We start from the raw sequence: 17,063 nt of genomic DNA on the forward strand, positions 1-17,063 counted from the left end.
GTGCTGTTCCTATTAAAGTAAAAATAACCTGCTGTTGGAGCAGGTATACAATGTAATGACTTCTTAATTTATGAGGGAAGAACAATGAAAAAACCAACATTAAAACACGCATTATTTTCCAGTATCTTAGCATTAAGTTGCTATAGCTCAGCACTTGCAAATGATGTAGTCAATATTTCTAAAATTGACGGTATGCCTTGGTTTAATAGAATGGCTGAGGGGGTTCTCCAAGCAGGTAAAGATAACAATATCAATGCCTATCAAGTTGGTCCTTCCAACACAGATGCACCACAGCAAGTGAAATTAATTGAGGACTTAATCGCTAAAAAAGTCAGTGCGATTTCCATCGTTCCAAATGATGCGAACGCTCTAGAGCCAGTACTGAAAAAAGCAAAACAAAATGGCATTGTTGTTTTAACAAATGAGTCTGTTGGTCAACCAAGTGCAGATTGGGATATCGAGATTATCGATAATGCTCAATTTGCTGCTGATTATGTTGAAGAAGTTGCCAAAACAATGGAAGGTAAAGGCGGATATGTTATTTATGTTGGAGGTTTGACGGTTCCTCAACATAATTTATGGGCGGATCTATTTGTTAAATACCAAAAAGAACATTATCCAAATATGTTTGAAGTTACCAGTAGAATGCCGGTTGCGGAAAATATCAATGATGCTCGCCGTACCACAATTGATTTAGTGAAAGCCCACACAGACCTAAAAGCTGTTGTGTCTTTTGGCTCACAAGGCCCTATCGGTGCAGGGTTAGCAGTTAAAGAAAAACGCCTGAAAAATAAATTAAGTGTTTTCGGTATGATGATCCCATCTCAAGCTGCTAATTTAATTAGAAGTGGCGATATTACAATGGGAATTACCTATGATCCTGCTAATGCAGGTTATGCCCTTGCCGCTGTTGCAGCAAAAGTATTAAAAGGCGAAAAAATCGAAGATGGCTTAGAAATCCCTAATGTCGGTAAAGCTAAAGTGGATACAGAGAAAAAATTACTCCAATTCCACAATGTACTTAAAGTAACTAAAGATAATATCGACAACTTATATTAATCTGCAATAAATATGGGTTCTTTATGAACCCATATTTCTCTGAGGAGGCATTATGGCATTTATTTCCATGGCGAATATAAGCAAAACATTCCACGGTATAAAGGCATTAAATCAAGTGAACCTCTCTTTAGACTATGGAGAAGCTCTCTGCCTTGCCGGTCAAAATGGTTGTGGAAAATCAACGCTAATCAAAATCCTTTCCGGCGTCTATCAACCTGATAAAGGAGCTGAAATCAAAATTGGTGCGGCCACATATTCTAAATTAACGCCGCAAGAATCCATTGCAAAAGGGATTCAAGTTATCTATCAAGATCTAGCTCTATTTCCCAATTTAACAGTCGCAGAAAATATAGCAATAAACTCACACCGCAAGTTTGGCTGGGTAAGCCAGGAAGAGATTCACAAGGTGGCCTTAAATGCTATTCAGAGTATTAATGCAGATTTAGATCTTAATGCAGTTTTAGAAGATATACCCATCGCACAGCAACAATTAGTCGCTATTTGTCGTGCATTGGCACAAAACGCTCGTTTATTGATTATGGATGAGCCGACAGCATCTCTTACTGCTAAAGAAGTGCAAGATCTACTAAAAGTCGTACTCAAGTTAAAGAGCAAAGGTATTAGTATTATTTTTATCAGCCATAAATTACAAGAAGTAATGGGTGTATCTGATGCCGTTTTAGTACTTAAAAACGGCAATATGATTGGTCAATATCCTATTAGCGAGATGGATGAGAAACATTTAGGATTCTTAATGACCGGATTAGAAATCGAATACAAGCGGTTAGATTTGCCCGATCTTTCGCAAAGAAAAACTGTACTGGAAGTACGTAACTTAACATTATCTCGCCAATATGAAAATATAAATTTTGCATTACGAGAGGGGGAAATTATTGCTTTAACCGGCTTACTAGGGTCAGGGCGTACGGAACTATGCCTTAGCTTATTCGGGATTACTCAGCCTAAATCTGGTGAAATCTTATTAAATGGAGAAAAAGTCATATTTAAAACGAATCGTGATGCAATCAAAAATGGGATTGCTTATGTGTCGGAAGATAGAATGACAACCGGCTTAATAATGGCAGAATCCATTCATCACAATATCATATCTACTATTTTTCATAAGATCTGTGGTAGGTTTAATATTATTAAATCCCCAACGGCGTATCGACATAGTCAAGATCTGATTGACTCACTAAAAATTAAAGTGGCGGATTCTGATTTGCCGGTAAATACCCTTTCAGGGGGAAACGCTCAACGGGTTTCTATTGCAAAATGGCTGGCAATTGATCCTAAAATTATCATTTTAGATTCTCCAACAATTGGCGTAGATATTGCTAATAAAGAGGGGATATTCAATATCATTAAATCACTAGCACAGAAAGGTATCGCTGTTATCTTTGTTACTGATGAAGTGGAAGAAGCATATTACAACAGCCATAGGGTACTTGTAATGAAAAAAGGTAAGATAGCGAACGAACTTTTACCTATTAATGCAACAGAAAAATTGATTGCGGAGGCCATCTATGAAAATCACTAATAATCATATTCTTTCTGCAACTATACTCGTTTTAGTAATTTTGCTTGCATTCTTTACCAATGACTTTGCAACTATTGAAAACATCTATGATGTGGTTAATAACTATTCAATACTAATGATTTTAGCCTGTGGGTTACTTGTTGTCCTTATTTCAGGAGGAATTGATATTTCATTTCCCGCCATAACTATCATTTCACAATATGTTATGGTAACAATGATAGGAAAATATGATATTGGTTTTTTAGGTATATTTATTATCTCATCTTTCATAGGTATTCTATTAGGCTTTATCAATGCCCTGTTTGTTAATAAGATGAATGTACCTTCCATTATTATTACCATTTCAACATTGAATATCTTTTATGGAGGGCTGCTGTATTTCACAAAAGGGGTATGGCTATACGATTATCCTGAATGGTTTACACAAGAAGTACTATTTTTCAAACAAATCTCTCAAGATGGATTTGAGTTTGGTCTTTCATTCCAAGCAATTATAGCTATTTCATCAGTATTATTGACTTGGTTAATTACCCATAAATTAACTATAGGTAGAAGAATTTATGCACTTGGTGGGAATCAAGATGCTACATCTCGAATTGGGTTTAATATTCTGTTTCTACATTTATTTGCTTATGGTTATATGGGGTTTATGGCCGGAATAGCAGGTATTGTACAATCTTATACCGTACAATCCGTTGCCCCTGACTCTCTCCTAGGTTATGAGTTAACCGTACTTGCAGCTGTCGTTTTAGGTGGAGCAAGCTTATCAGGGGGAAAAGGAACATTATTAGGAACAGTTATGGGAGTAATGCTGCTAGCAATCATTCAAAATGGCTTAAATTTAATGAATGTTTCCTCCTATTGGCAAACAATCATTACCGGTATCATTATTATCTTGAGTATTAGTGCTACTGCATTAGGGCAATTAAAAAAACAAGGAGTATAACGATGAAAAGAAAAATTGATCACACTATTTTTTATCTATTGGCTCTTTTTACTATTGCTGTGATTATTTTTAGTCTTTTAATTCCAGAGATCTTCTGGTCTGTCAGTAATTTCCAGTCAATGGCATCTCAAATCCCTATACTAGGTATTCTAACACTTGCAATGGCATTACCAATGCTAACAGGTGGAATAAATCTTTCTATTATTGCCAGTATGAATGCTTGTTCGCTAATTATTGCTTATTTTATTACGCAGCATAACGGTATTTCTTGGTTAGTTATGTCGGTTATCTTAAGCCTATTATGTGCATTAGTTATCGGTTTACTTAATGGCACACTGATTGCTATTATTCGAGTTTCACCGATTTTAGCCACATTAGGTACAATGACATTAATTAACGGAATTAATATATTAGTAACAAATGGCTCTACAATTGCAAATTTTCCTGACAGTATCTTAAATATTGGTGCGTCTACATTTCTATGGATTCCTACACCTATTTTAGTATTTTTAGTGCTTGCAGGACTTATATGGTGTTTCCTAGAAAAAACATCTATTGGCAAAGCGATCTATTTCATTGGCAATAATGAGAAAGCGACCTATTACTCAGGTATTAATACGAAAAAGGTACTCATTTTAGTCTATATTATCTCATCTGTACTTTGTGTATTTGCTGCTATTCTAATGATGTCAAAACTCAATTCAGCAAAAGCCTCTTATGGTGATTCTTACTTACTGATCTCTATTCTTGCCGCTGTACTAGGTGGCATAAATCCAGATGGTGGCAAAGGAAAGCTCATAGGGATTATGCTAGCTCTTATCTTACTTCAAGTCATTGAAAGTGGATTAAATATGCTTGGTATTAGCAGTTACATTACAATGATCTTGTGGGGCAGTCTATTGCTACTGTTTATCTTCTTACAAAAAAATCATATTTTCCTATTAAAACATTAACAGGAGTAAATTATGCAAAATGAAAAACAACTAATTGAACAAGGTAATATAGTCATTGGAATTGAATTAGGATCAACTCGTGTCAAAGCTGTATTGATTGGTCCAGATGGTACAATTTTAGCAACTGGCGGCGCCGATTGGGAAAATCGGCTGATTGACGGAGTTTGGACATACCATCAACACGAAGTATGGGAGAAACTCCAAGCAGCGTATATAGATTTAACCAAAACAGTGAAAGAAAAATACCATGCTATTATTCGTAATGCAAAAGCATTAGGAATTAGTGCAATGATGCATGGCTATTTGCCTTTTGATAAACAAGGAAAACAGCTCGTTCCTTTTAGAACTTGGCGAAATAACATTACCTTAGAAGCATCTGAAAAATTAACGGAGCTTTTCCAATATCCAATTCCTCAACGTTGGAGTATTGCTCATTTGTATCAAGCTCTATTAAACAATGAACCGCATTTAAATGAGGTTAATCATATCACTACATTATCTGGTTACGTTCACTGGCAACTCACTGGAGAAAAAGTATTAGGAATTGGTGATGCCTCAGGAATGTTTCCGATTGATACAAATTCTCTCTCCTACAACAAAAAGATGCTTTCTCAGTTTTCACAATATATTTCTCAATTTAATATGCCTTGGCAGCTGGAAGAGATCCTACCCAAAGTGTTAGTTGCAGGTGAGTTTGCTGGCAAATTAACCGAAAAAGGAGCTAGATTACTTGATCCAAGTGGCAATTTACAAGCAGGAATCCCTCTATGTCCTCCAGAGGGAGATGCTGGTACAGGTATGATTGCAACTAATTGTATTAAAGAAAAAACGGGAAATATTTCAGCAGGAACATCTGCATTTGCAATGATAGTGCTAGAAAAAATGCTGTCAAAAGTTTATTCAGAGTTAGATATTGTTACAACTCCCGCAGGAAAATTGGTTGCTATGGCACACGCCAATAACTGTACATCTGACATTAATGCTTGGGTTAAATTATTTGGAGAGTGCTTAGAGACTTTTGGAGTCAATATATATACAGAAGAATTATATGAGATGTTATTCCTACAGGCATTACAAGGTGATGCTGATTGTGGAGGGCTACTCTCCTATGGTTTTCACTCTGGAGAACATAATGTCGGTTTATCTGAAGGTTGTCCTATATTCTTACATCCAACAAAATCCCATTTCAATTTAGCTAACTTTATGCGAGTTCACCTCTATACTTCATTCGGAGCAATGAAGTTGGGGATGGATATTTTGATCAATCAAGAGAAAGTAGAAATTTCTCGTATTTTAGGGCATGGTGGTATTTTCAAAACCGAAGGTGTTGCACAAAAAATCTTAGCATCTGCCCTGAATATACCACTTGCAACAGCAAGCACTGCCTCAAATGGAGGAGCTTGGGGGATTGCGTTGCTTGCAAACTTCCTAGAAGTTTCTGATAGCTATAATTTGGAGAATTATCTAGACAAACAGATATTCAATACCACCAATCTGAATCTTATTCAACCAGATAAAGCAATAACTGAAGGATATGAACGTTTTATGCAGAGATACATAACTGGTATTCCTATCGTAGAGAAAGCACTTTATCTTAATCATTCATGAAATATTGTCATAAAATACAAGCGGTGAACTTTGTAAATTTTTTTGCAAAGTTCACCGCTTGAATTCCTAAATCTACTCCACAATCTCCACCGTAGAATTGGTACTTAAGCCTCTCACTAATTGTGAGCCTTTTCTTGCACGTTCGCCGCGGTAGTTGTCGATATCGCTTGGTTTTAGCGTAATTTTACGTTTGCCAGAAACAAACACGAGCGATTGTGTTGGTTTGATGACCAATAAGCGAGCAAGGTACTCATCCCCTGATTTTGCCGCAGCAGCGGAAATATTGATGATCTTATTACCTTTACCTTTTGATAACTCCGGTAATTCGCTAACCGGGAACACTAACATTCTGCCTACATTGCTCATGGCCACTAATGATAAGTTCTCATCATTTTCAAGTAACTGAGGCGGTAATACTTTTGCATTTTCTGTTAAAGAAATAACCGCTTTGCCGGCTTTATTACGGGAAACCAAATCTTCAAAGGTACAAATAAAACCATAGCCGGAATCAGATGCCATTAGTACTTTGGTATCTGAGTTTGCCATTAAAACTTGCTGAATGGTTGCGCCTTCCGGTAAGGTGATTTTGCCGGTAAGCGGTTCACCTTGTGAACGTGCAGATGGCAATGAGGTAGGATCTAGCGCATAGGCTCGCCCTGTGCTGTCTAAAAAGACCACTGGTTGATTACTTCTGCCACGTGCGTGAGCGAGATAACCATCGCCCGCACGGTAGCTTAGTCCTTCTACATCAATATCATGTCCTTTAGCACAACGTACCCAGCCTTTTTCGGAGAGGATCACCGTCACATCTTCGGTTGGGGTTAAATCACTTTCGGCAATCGCTTTCGATTCCGCACGTTCTACTAATGGCGAACGGCGAGAGCTGGCAAAGGTTTTTGCATCTGCCTGAATCTCTTTTTTAATTAAGCTGTTTAAACGGCGTTCCGAGCCTAAAATCAGTTGCAGCTCATCACGCTCTTTTTCAAGCTCTGATTTTTCTGCTTGTAATTGGTGTTCTTCCAATTTAGCTAAATGGCGTAAACGTAAATTGAGAATCGCTTCTGCTTGAATATCAGTCAGGTTAAAACGTGCCATTAATTCCGCTTTTGGCTCGTCTTCGTTACGGATAATTTCTATCACCTCATCAATATTTAAGAAGGCAATCATTAAGCCGTCTAAAATATGTAAGCGGCTTAAAATTTTATCCAAACGATAATTTAAGCGGCGAGTTACCGTCGTACGGCGGAATATGAGCCATTCCGTTAAAATCGTCAGTAAATTTTTCACCGCCGGTTTGCCGTCTAAGCCAATCATATTCATATTGACTCGGTAGCTTTTCTCCAGATCGGTCGTGGCAAAAAGGTGATCCATTAACGCTTCGAAATCAATACGACTTGAGCGTGGCACAATCACAATCCGAATTGGATTTTCGTGATCGGATTCGTCACGAATATCATCTACCATCGGTAATTTTTTATTCCGCATTTGAGTGGCGATTTGCTCAATAATCTTTGACGGTGAAGCTTGGTGAGGTAAGGCAGAAATTACAATTTCGCCGTCTTCTTTTTTCCATACCGCACGCATTTTAATCGAACCACGGCCTTGCTCATACATTTTGGCAATTTCTGCTTTTGGTGTAATAATTTCTGCCTCGGTTGGATAATCCGGTCCTTGAACGACGGTTAGAATTTCGTCTAGCGAAGCTTTAGGGTTATCCAATAACATCACGCTGGCATCGGCCAACTCGTTGATATTATGTGGTGGAATATCGGTTGCCATCCCAACTGCAATCCCCATTGTGCCGTTGAGCAAAATGTGCGGTAAACGAGCAGGTAGATATTTTGGCTCTTCAAGTGAACCGTCAAAATTCGGCTGATAATCGACTGTGCCTTGTCCTAATTCCCCAAGTAACACTTCTGCAATTTTAGATAGTTTTGATTCGGTATAACGCATTGCTGCGAAGGATTTAGGATCGTCCGGAGCTCCCCAGTTCCCTTGCCCATCCACAAGCGGATAGCGGTAAGAGAATGGCTGAGCCATTAACACCATCGCTTCATAACAGGCACTGTCTCCATGAGGATGGAATTTACCTAGCACATCCCCCACCGTTCTGGCAGATTTTTTATATTTTGCCGAGGCATTTAAGCCCAATTCCGACATCGCATAAATAATACGGCGTTGTACAGGTTTTAAGCCATCACCGATAAAGGGTAATGCCCTGTCCATAATTACGTACATAGAATAATTGAGATAAGCATCTTCGGTAAAACGCTTAATCGGCATTTGTTCAATGCCTTCATAATTGATTTCAGTCGTCATTTTTTTATGTTTTAGATAATGTAAAAATGAGAGCTATTTTCTACGATTTAGCTCTTTTAGTCTAGCCTGAAAGACAAGCGGTGATAAAAGCATTGTTTTTTGCAAAATTCTTCACAAAAACGACCGCTTGTAAAAGCAAAAATAATAGGCGATTTTTTATGAAAATCTCTGTATAATGGATGAGTTTTATTTTTTACTTTGAGAGGCGGCTATCAAAAATTCTTTTGTAATAACACGAGTATTTTTGCTAGTCGCAATTTAAAAAAATAAAACGAAACTTAACTTTAATTCGTTTAATAAAGGAAAACAGAATGAATCCAATCGTAAGACAATTTAAATACGGTCAGCACACCGTAACTTTAGAAACAGGTGCTATCGCGCGTCAAGCAACAGCTGCGGTAATGGCAAGTATGGATGACACCACCGTTTTTGTAACTGTGGTTGCGAAAAAAGATGTTAAAGAAGGCCAAGATTTCTTCCCATTAACCGTAGATTACCAAGAACGTACTTACGCAGCAGGTCGTATTCCGGGTGGATTCTTCAAACGTGAAGGTCGTCCTTCTGAAGGTGAAACCTTAGTTGCCCGCTTAATTGACCGCCCTGTGCGTCCTCTTTTCCCTGAAGGTTTCTTCAATGAAATTCAAGTGATTGCAACGGTTGTTTCTGTCAATCCACAAATCAGCCCAGACTTAGTAGCAATGATTGGTGCATCAGCGGCCTTGTCATTATCAGGCGTACCGTTTAACGGTCCTATCGGTGCAGCACGTGTTGGTTTCATTAATGATCAATTTGTATTAAACCCAACAACATCTGAGCAAAAAATCAGCCGTTTAGATTTAGTAGTTGCAGGTACAGATAAAGCTGTATTAATGGTAGAATCTGAAGCAGATATTTTAACTGAAGAACAAATGCTTTCAGCAGTGGTATTCGGCCATCAGCAACAACAAGTTGTAATTGAAAATATCAAAGAATTTGTAAAAGAAGCAGGTAAACCACGTTGGGATTGGGTTGCTCCAGAGCCAAATACAGATTTAATCAATAAAGTGAAAGCCTTAGCAGAAAGCCGTATCGGCGATGCTTATCGTATTACTGAAAAACAAGCACGTTATGAGCAAATTGATGCAATCAAAGCAGAAGTTATTGCACAATTAACAGCAGAAGATGAAACCGTAAACGAAGGTGCTATCGTTGATATCATCACTTCATTAGAAAGCTCTGTAGTGCGTAGCCGTATTATCGCCGGTGAGCCGCGTATTGACGGTCGTACCGTGGATACCGTGCGTGCATTAGATATTTGCACAGGCGTCTTACCACGTACTCACGGTTCTGCTATCTTTACCCGTGGCGAAACTCAAGCATTAGCGGTCGCAACGCTGGGGACAGAGCGTGATGCTCAAATTATTGATGAACTGACAGGTGAAAAGTCAGACCGCTTCTTATTCCACTATAACTTCCCTCCGTTCTCTGTAGGTGAAACAGGTCGTATCGGCTCGCCAAAACGTCGTGAAATCGGTCATGGTCGTTTAGCAAAACGTGGAGTGTTAGCTGTTATGCCAACTGCGGAAGAATTCCCTTATGTGGTGCGTGTAGTGTCTGAAATCACTGAATCTAACGGTTCATCTTCAATGGCTTCTGTATGTGGTGCATCTTTGGCGTTAATGGATGCGGGCGTACCAATTAAAGCAGCAGTTGCGGGTATCGCAATGGGCTTAGTAAAAGAAGAAGAAAAATTTGTTGTTCTTTCAGATATTTTAGGTGATGAAGACCACTTAGGCGATATGGACTTTAAAGTAGCCGGTACTCGTGAAGGGGTAACTGCATTACAAATGGATATTAAAATTGAAGGTATTACACCGGAAATTATGCAGATCGCATTAAATCAAGCAAAAGGTGCACGTATGCACATTTTAAACGTGATGGAACAAGCAATTCCTGCACCTCGTGCGGATATTTCAGACTTCGCACCACGTATTCACACAATGAAAATTGATCCGAAGAAAATCAAAGATGTGATTGGTAAAGGCGGTGCGGTCATTCGTGCGTTAACTGAAGAAACAGGTACTTCAATTGATATTGATGATGACGGTACAGTAAAAATTGCCGCAACTGATAATAATGCAGCGAAAGCGGTCATGGCTCGTATTGAAGATATCGTTGCTGAAGTTGAAGTGAACGCTGTTTACACAGGTAAAGTAACCCGTGTTGTTGATTTCGGCGCATTCGTGTCAATTTTAGGTGGTAAAGAAGGTTTAGTCCATATTTCCCAAATTACCAGCGAACGTGTTGATCGTGTTGCTGATTACTTATCTGTCGGTCAAGAAGTACAAGTAAAAGTGGTTGAAATTGACCGCCAAAACCGTATCCGCTTAACGATGAAAGATCTTAATAGCACCGACAATGCTACTGAAACTGTAGCGGAAGAAGCTGTTTTTGAAGAACAAGAGAATATCTAATTCTTCATAAATCGTGAATAACGGACTATTTAACTGTCCGTTATTCTATTTTGTAGTTCATTATTTAAAGGCAATTTAGTAATGGTACAGCTGTTTAAATTGTTTCGAATTCAGTTCTTTTTACTTAATTTAATCTCTGTTTTAGTATTAACGGGCTGTAGCAATCGCTATTCAGATTTAGTTTCAATTAAAAATTTAGCTTTAGCTGAATTAAATCCACAACTTCGCTTTGAACAAGAAGCGATGGTTGTCCGTATAAATCAAGTATTAGAAGAAGCGAAATTAAACTCATCTGAACAAGCCGATCTCTACTTTGAAAGAGGGGTAATTTACGACAGCTTAGGATTATGGTCTCTTGCCCGTTATGATTTTGCTCAAGCTATTTCACTTAACCAGCGAATGGCGGCAGCTTACAATTATATGGGATTGTATCTACTACTAGAAGGTGATTATGATAGCTCTATTGATGCTTTTAATGCAGTATTAGAGTTAGATCGTGAATATAGCTATACTTATCTCAATCGAGGCTTAGCCTTCTATTATAGTGGTCGATACTCCGAAGCTGAGCGTGATCTTTTACGTTTTTACGAAGAAGATAAAAGAGATCCCTACCGTGTTTTATGGCTTTATTTTAATGAGTTAGAATTTATCCCATTAGAAGCCAAGAAAAATTTACAAGCACGAGTAGCATTACTCTCCCCTAATTTCTGGGGAACAAATATTGTGAATTATTTCTTAGGGGACTTATCTTTAGCCCAACTTCGTGCTAAAATAGATTCCGAAGCTAAAGAAAACAGCTCACAATACGCAGAAATACTCACAGAGACGTATTTCTATTTAGCAAAACAACAACTCAAATTAGATCGTAAAGATGAGGCCATCAGCCTTTTCCGACTTGCTCTTGCAAATCAAGTGTTTAACTTCGTTGAGTATCGTTTTGCCCTGTTTGAACTTGGACAATTGCGTTCATTAGCTCAAACAACTCCCGTTGTTGATAAAGAATAGGGAAAGATTAGGACAAGATTAAGCGGTCAATTTTGCAAAAAAATTTGCAAATTTCACCGCTTGTACTCAGGGGATTGTTAAAGCATTTATTTTGCTTTGTTATTTCATTTTTCTTCCTACTAAATAATTCAACAATATAATATTTATTTGGATATGCAAACAGAAAATAGTGTTTATTTTCTGCTTTTTGTTTTGCTGTCCACCAATTAATGGTTTTTTATGACAACTGAATCTTTAACATTTGCCGATTTAGGCTTACCTCAACCTATCCTTGATGCAGTAAATGAGATGGGTTTTTTAACCCCCTCTCCTATCCAACAAGAATGTATTCCTCACTTACTTTCCGGCCGTGATGTTCTCGGTATGGCACAAACAGGTAGCGGTAAAACAGCAGCTTTCTCACTACCTTTACTCGCTCAAATTGATCCTTCTCAACGCCATCCACAAATGTTGGTAATGGCTCCAACTCGTGAGCTAGCTATTCAAGTAGCTGATGCTTGCGAACAATTTAGCAAAAACATGAAAGGCATACGTGTTGTGACCGTTTACGGTGGACAGCGTTACGACATTCAATTACGAGCTTTAAAACAGGGCTCACAAGTGGTTGTCGGCACACCTGGTCGTATTCTTGACCATATTCGTCGCGGCACTTTAGACTTATCCGAACTAAAATTTATCGTATTAGACGAAGCCGATGAAATGCTCCGTATGGGCTTTATTGATGATGTTGAAACCGTTATGGCAGAATTACCGGAAAATCACCAAACTGCGTTATTCTCAGCCACAATGCCGGAACCGATTCGTCGTATTACCCGTCGTTTTATGAAAGATCCGCAAGAGGTTAAAATTAAAGCGACAGAACGCTCTGCTCCAGATATCGAACAACGCTACTGGTTAGTTAACGGTTTCCGTAAAAATGATGCGTTATTACGTTTCTTAGAAGTGGAAGAATTTGATGCAGCCATCATATTCACCCGCACCAAAACAGGCACAATTGATATTACCGAATTGTGCGAACGTAACGGCTATCGTACTGCAGCGTTAAATGGTGATATGACCCAACAAGCTCGTGAGCAAACCTTAGAAAAATTACGCTCAGGGCGTTTAGACATTTTGGTTGCAACTGATGTTGCTGCCCGTGGTATTGATATTGAACGTATTAGCCTAGTTGTAAACTACGATATTCCGTTAGAAGAAGAATCTTATGTTCACCGTATTGGTCGTACCGGTCGTGCCGGTCGTTCAGGTCGTGCGTTATTATTCGTTGAGCCACGTGAACGCCGTTTGCTGCGTAATATCGAAAATCTCATCAAAAAACCAATTGAAGAAGTGGCTATCCCAAACCATGAAATTTTAATGGAAAAACGCCGTGAAAAATTCAAAGCACGTATTTCTAAGCAATTAGAACACCATGATTTAGAAAAATACCGTGAGTTATTGGAAGACTTATTTACTGCTGATCAAGATCATGAAGAACTGGCAGCGGCAATGATGATGTTACTACAAGAAAAACAAAAATTAATTCTTCCACCAGACCCTGTAGTCCGCGCTGCACGTTCAGAACGTGGACGCGATCGTAACGATAGAAACGACCGCCGTAATGGTCGTGAACATCGTGAAAATAACGGTGTTGCGATGGATTTATACCGTATTGAACTAGGTCGTGAAGATGGTGTAGAAGTTCGCCATATTGTAGGCGCAATTGCTAACGAAGGTGATATCAGCAGCCGCTATATTGGTCATATTAAACTCTATGATACCTACTCAACCATTGAATTACCACAAGGTATGCCAAATCATTTAGTCCAACATTTCGCTCACAAAGCGCGCGTGTTGAATAAACAAATGCAGATGTCACTTATCGGCACTACAAACAGCGGTAATGAACATCCGTATGATGCTCGTGGTCGTCGTGGTGGCGAGCGTAGAGGTGATCGTAATGAACGTGGCGGTCGCCGTGATTCAAGAGATAATGGCTTCAATAAAGATCGTAAAGGCGGTTTTAAAGAGAGACGCTTTAATGATAAAGGTCGCTTTCGCCGTGACTAAATAGCCTCAAATCATAATGCCCCATCCGTTGGGGCATTTTACTAGCGGTCAAAAAAACTTTATTTTTTGCAACTATGTTTATTAAACCTACTCAAACAACTTGCCGAACTGATGTTTCCGAGCAAGATATCGCTTTTATGCAATATGCATTAGATTTAGCTGATTTAGCCGAAGCCAGAGGAGAGATACCCGTTGGTGCTGTGTTGGTCGATAAAAATCACAATATCATCGGCAGAGGTTGGAATCAGACTATCCAACTTTGCGACCCGTCTGCTCACGCTGAAATGCAAGCCATCCGTCAAGCCGGACAAACCTTAGAAAATTATCGCCTACTAGATTGCACCCTTTATGTGACTCTTGAACCTTGCCCTATGTGTGCCGGAGCAATTTTACACAGCCGTATTGGTCGTTTGGTCTTTGGGGCCTGTGACTATAAAACAGGGGCTGTAGGTTCCCGCTATCATTTATTTGAAGATTATAAAATGAATCATTTTTTAGAGATTCAGGGTAATGTGCTTGGCAAAGAATGTAGCCAAAAAATCAGCAAGTTTTTTAAAAAACGTCGTTTGGAACAAAAATCAAAAGACTTATAGAAAAAACAACTAAAACAAAAAAGCATAGTAAATTTTTATTTACTATGCTTTTCATTTATTCGCTTTTAGCTTATTGCCCAACGGCGGATAAAATTCTATCTGCAAATTTACCGATACTGATACCAAAATTGTTGGATTTATTCCAATCCATCAACGTACGGAAATTATTTGACACCAAAAATGCTCGTCCGGCTTCCTTATCAGGGCGAATCAGCCATAATTTATGGCCATTAAGCTTAGCTAATTTTGCCGATTCTTGCCCATTCGGATAAGCCAAATAAACACCTAAACCTTGCCATTCACCTAAAGTTTTCGCTTTCTTGGATTCAATACCGGAAAAACTGAGATCCATTGGGGCAGATAATTTCACCTCAACCCCCCAAGGTAATTGATTGTCCCAACCAACAGTGGAAAGATATTTAGCAATAGATGCAAAGGCATCTGCTTCATTATCCCAAATATCTTTTTTGCCATCAGAGTCACCATCTGCCGCATAAGTGAGATAAGAGCTTGGCATAAATTGGGTTTGCCCCATAGCACCTGCCCAAGACCCCAATAATTCGTAACGCTTAATCGTTCCATCATCAAGCATCTTCATTGCGTTTACAAATTCTTTGGTGAATAACGTTTCACGACGACCATCAAATGCTAGAGTTGCCAAAACAGAAAGCACATCAAAATCCCCTTGATAACGACCAAAGCTGCTCTCCATTCCCCATAATGCCATAATGTATTCTTTCTGAACACCGTATTTCTGGCTTGCACGGGTTAACGGTGCATTATGTTCATACCAACGCTCTGCCGCCTGATCCACTTTTGCTTGAGTTAACACTTTATTTAAGTAATTAGTTACCCCATTCGGATTGGCTAGAGGCAATGGTGAGTTTGGATCACGTTTGCGAGCAGATTGCTGTTTATCTAACTGGATGGCTCGTGCATTATAATTAATAAATTTTTGAGCATTTAAAGTTTTTGCCGATACACCCGCGCCAGCGGCTTTCTGTTTCAAAAAATGCACATAATCATTAAAATTATTCACAGAACGTGATTTAGTGTATTTGGCATCCAAATCTAAAGTTGAATAGCTGCCTTTATCATTAGAACACCCTGCCAAAGCAAAGGTTATGATCGTTAACGGCAAAGTAAAAATTTTCAATTTCATCTTCTATTCTGCTAAATTAATCATTCGGCTAGGGCGAATCACATTATCATCGGTGATTTCTGCCACTCCTAAAAACTGTCCATTATCTGAAAACAGACGTACTAAGCCATAAATCTTATTTGGGTTTTCGTATTTAACTCTTTGACCGAAACCTACCGCTTTAGTTTGCTCGGCAGTCAAATTTATTTTAGCGACATTTGACACTGCTGTATCTAATGGCAACAGATGACTATCTAGCTCTTCAAGCGGTCGATTTTCAGCAATTTTTTGCAAATTTTCCAAGCTCATCATCGCCTCAATTGGATAACTTGCAACTGCCGTGCGGCGTAACATTGTTACGTGTGCTCCGCAGCCAAGTGCTTCACCTAAGTCATCCACCAAAGTGCGAATATAAGTTCCCTTAGAGCAATGGACTTCAAGAGTTAAATAAGGGGCTTGATACTCAATAAAATTTAACTCAAAAATAGTAATCGGGCGGGCCTCACGATCAACAGTAATCCCCGCTCGGGCGTACTCATACAACGGCTTACCATTATGTTTTAATGCGGAAAACATCGTTGGAACTTGTAAAATATCACCGCGAAACGGCTCTAAATGAGCTAGAATTTCCGCTTCTGTTACATTTACGGTTTTGCTTTCCACTACTTGCCCTTCAGCATCTGAGGTATCAGTACGTTCACCTAATTTTGCGGTAACTAAATAGCGCTTATCCGAATCTAACAAAAATTGTGAAAATTTTGTCGCTTCGCCCAAACAAATCGGAAGCATACCCGTTGCTAAAGGATCTAAAGCACCTGTGTGTCCGGCTTTGTTTGCTTGGAAAATCCGTTTTACTTTTTGCAAAACATCATTAGATGACATACCTTGTGGCTTATCTAATAAGAAAACACCATGCACATCACGCCCACGTTTACGAGGTCTAGACACTATTAGTCCTCTCTATGCTTTTCTTCATCATTTTTGATCACATTAGAGACTAGGTTAGACATACGCATACCCTCTACCAAAGATTCATCGTAAATAAAACGTAACTCCGGCACAATACGTAAGCGCATAGCTTTACCGAGTAGAGTTCGAATATAAGGACTTGCTTTTTCTAAACCTTGCATACCTTGTGCAATAGCCTCAGGATCGTTATCAAATAAGAAGGTTACAAATACTTTCGCGTATGCTAAATCTCTTGAGACTTCAACATCTGAAACGGTTACCATCCCTACACGAGGATCTTTGACTTCTCGCTGTAAAATAACTGCAATCTCTTTTTGTAATTCTTGTGCGACACGGTCGCTACGTTTAAATTCTCTAGACATTTTTTCTCCAAAAAGTAGGGACGTACTATATACGTCCTTGAGGTTTCTTATTTGCAAATCTTAGCA

13 protein-coding genes are annotated in these 17,063 nt (G+C 38.8%); 9 read left to right on the forward strand and 4 right to left on the reverse strand.

The window, feature by feature from the left end; all coding sequences use genetic code 11:
• Positions 1-84 precede the first annotated feature (84 nt).
• The 5 genes from A6B41_RS06285 to A6B41_RS06305 are packed head-to-tail and all read left to right on the forward strand — an operon-like array spanning position 85 to position 6,106.
• Positions 85-1,059, forward strand: coding sequence for a substrate-binding domain-containing protein (locus A6B41_RS06285; RefSeq protein WP_027074489.1), 975 nt, complete (start codon positions 85-87; stop codon positions 1,057-1,059).
• Positions 1,060-1,111: 52 nt separating this feature from the next.
• A complete protein-coding gene (locus A6B41_RS06290) occupies positions 1,112-2,599 on the forward strand; it encodes a sugar ABC transporter ATP-binding protein (protein WP_027074488.1) in 1,488 nt (495 codons plus the stop codon).
• Complete coding sequence (locus A6B41_RS06295; protein WP_027074487.1) at positions 2,586-3,545, forward strand: ABC transporter permease; 960 nt, start codon at positions 2,586-2,588, stop codon at positions 3,543-3,545. Before A6B41_RS06290 ends, A6B41_RS06295 begins: the two co-directional genes overlap by 14 nt.
• Before the next feature lie 2 nt (positions 3,546-3,547).
• Positions 3,548-4,498 carry an ABC transporter permease gene (locus A6B41_RS06300; RefSeq protein ID WP_027074486.1) on the forward strand — a complete coding sequence of 317 codons (951 nt, stop codon included), beginning with the start codon at positions 3,548-3,550 and terminating at the stop codon, positions 4,496-4,498.
• A 12-nt stretch (positions 4,499-4,510) separates the two neighbouring features.
• Positions 4,511-6,106 (forward strand): xylulokinase, encoded by a 1,596-nt coding sequence (locus A6B41_RS06305; protein WP_027074485.1) that lies wholly within the window; start codon positions 4,511-4,513, stop codon positions 6,104-6,106.
• 72 nt (positions 6,107-6,178) lie between these two features.
• Here A6B41_RS06305 and parC read toward each other — a convergent pair whose 3' ends face one another.
• On the reverse strand, positions 6,179-8,425 hold the full coding sequence (parC, locus tag A6B41_RS06310) for a DNA topoisomerase IV subunit A (RefSeq protein WP_027074484.1): 2,247 nt from the start codon (positions 8,423-8,425) through the stop codon (positions 6,179-6,181).
• A gap of 311 nt (positions 8,426-8,736) precedes the next feature.
• On the opposite strand from parC, the gene pnp reads away from it, so the two are divergent.
• The 4 genes from pnp (at position 8,737) to tadA (ending at position 14,525) form a co-directional block, all read left to right on the forward strand.
• Positions 8,737-10,878, forward strand: coding sequence for a polyribonucleotide nucleotidyltransferase (pnp, locus tag A6B41_RS06315; protein WP_027074483.1), 2,142 nt, complete (start codon positions 8,737-8,739; stop codon positions 10,876-10,878).
• Positions 10,879-10,959: 81 nt separating this feature from the next.
• Entirely contained in the window at positions 10,960-11,883 is a 924-nt protein-coding gene (nlpI, locus tag A6B41_RS06320; RefSeq protein WP_027074482.1) for a lipoprotein NlpI, read from the forward strand.
• A 219-nt stretch (positions 11,884-12,102) separates the two neighbouring features.
• The gene (locus tag A6B41_RS06325; protein ID WP_027074481.1) at positions 12,103-13,932 is read left to right on the forward strand and encodes a DEAD/DEAH box helicase; all 1,830 of its coding nucleotides are present in this window, start codon (positions 12,103-12,105) and stop codon (positions 13,930-13,932) included.
• Between the two features lie 74 nt (positions 13,933-14,006).
• Complete coding sequence (gene tadA / locus A6B41_RS06330; protein ID WP_050436785.1) at positions 14,007-14,525, forward strand: tRNA adenosine(34) deaminase TadA; 519 nt, start codon at positions 14,007-14,009, stop codon at positions 14,523-14,525.
• A 70-nt stretch (positions 14,526-14,595) separates the two neighbouring features.
• Here tadA and A6B41_RS06335 read toward each other — a convergent pair whose 3' ends face one another.
• The 3 genes from A6B41_RS06335 to rbfA are packed head-to-tail and all read right to left on the reverse strand — an operon-like array spanning position 14,596 to position 16,997.
• Positions 14,596-15,687, reverse strand: a complete 1,092-nt coding sequence (locus A6B41_RS06335; RefSeq protein ID WP_027074479.1) for a lytic murein transglycosylase — start codon at positions 15,685-15,687, stop codon at positions 14,596-14,598.
• Between the two features lie 3 nt (positions 15,688-15,690).
• A complete protein-coding gene (truB, locus tag A6B41_RS06340; protein ID WP_027074478.1) occupies positions 15,691-16,614 on the reverse strand; it encodes a tRNA pseudouridine(55) synthase TruB in 924 nt (307 codons plus the stop codon).
• 2 nt (positions 16,615-16,616) lie between these two features.
• On the reverse strand, positions 16,617-16,997 hold the full coding sequence (rbfA, locus tag A6B41_RS06345; protein WP_027074477.1) for a 30S ribosome-binding factor RbfA: 381 nt from the start codon (positions 16,995-16,997) through the stop codon (positions 16,617-16,619).
• Between the last annotated feature and the right edge of the window lie 66 nt (positions 16,998-17,063).

This window comes from Mannheimia granulomatis, assembly GCF_013377255.1.
Taxonomy (GTDB): Bacteria; Pseudomonadota; Gammaproteobacteria; order Enterobacterales; family Pasteurellaceae; genus Mannheimia; species Mannheimia granulomatis.

Coding starts and splice junctions, on each gene's coding strand:
- A6B41_RS06285 (WP_027074489.1), top strand. CDS start 85: ATGAAAAAACCAACATTAAAACACGCATTATTTTCCAGTATCTTAGCA.
- A6B41_RS06290 (WP_027074488.1), top strand. CDS start 1,112: ATGGCATTTATTTCCATGGCGAATATAAGCAAAACATTCCACGGTATA.
- A6B41_RS06295 (WP_027074487.1), top strand. CDS start 2,586: ATGAAAATCACTAATAATCATATTCTTTCTGCAACTATACTCGTTTTA.
- A6B41_RS06300 (WP_027074486.1), top strand. CDS start 3,548: ATGAAAAGAAAAATTGATCACACTATTTTTTATCTATTGGCTCTTTTT.
- A6B41_RS06305 (WP_027074485.1), top strand. CDS start 4,511: ATGCAAAATGAAAAACAACTAATTGAACAAGGTAATATAGTCATTGGA.
- parC (WP_027074484.1), bottom strand. CDS start 8,425: ATGACGACTGAAATCAATTATGAAGGCATTGAACAAATGCCGATTAAG.
- pnp (WP_027074483.1), top strand. CDS start 8,737: ATGAATCCAATCGTAAGACAATTTAAATACGGTCAGCACACCGTAACT.
- nlpI (WP_027074482.1), top strand. CDS start 10,960: ATGGTACAGCTGTTTAAATTGTTTCGAATTCAGTTCTTTTTACTTAAT.
- A6B41_RS06325 (WP_027074481.1), top strand. CDS start 12,103: ATGACAACTGAATCTTTAACATTTGCCGATTTAGGCTTACCTCAACCT.
- tadA (WP_050436785.1), top strand. CDS start 14,007: ATGTTTATTAAACCTACTCAAACAACTTGCCGAACTGATGTTTCCGAG.
- A6B41_RS06335 (WP_027074479.1), bottom strand. CDS start 15,687: ATGAAATTGAAAATTTTTACTTTGCCGTTAACGATCATAACCTTTGCT.
- rbfA (WP_027074477.1), bottom strand. CDS start 16,997: ATGTCTAGAGAATTTAAACGTAGCGACCGTGTCGCACAAGAATTACAA.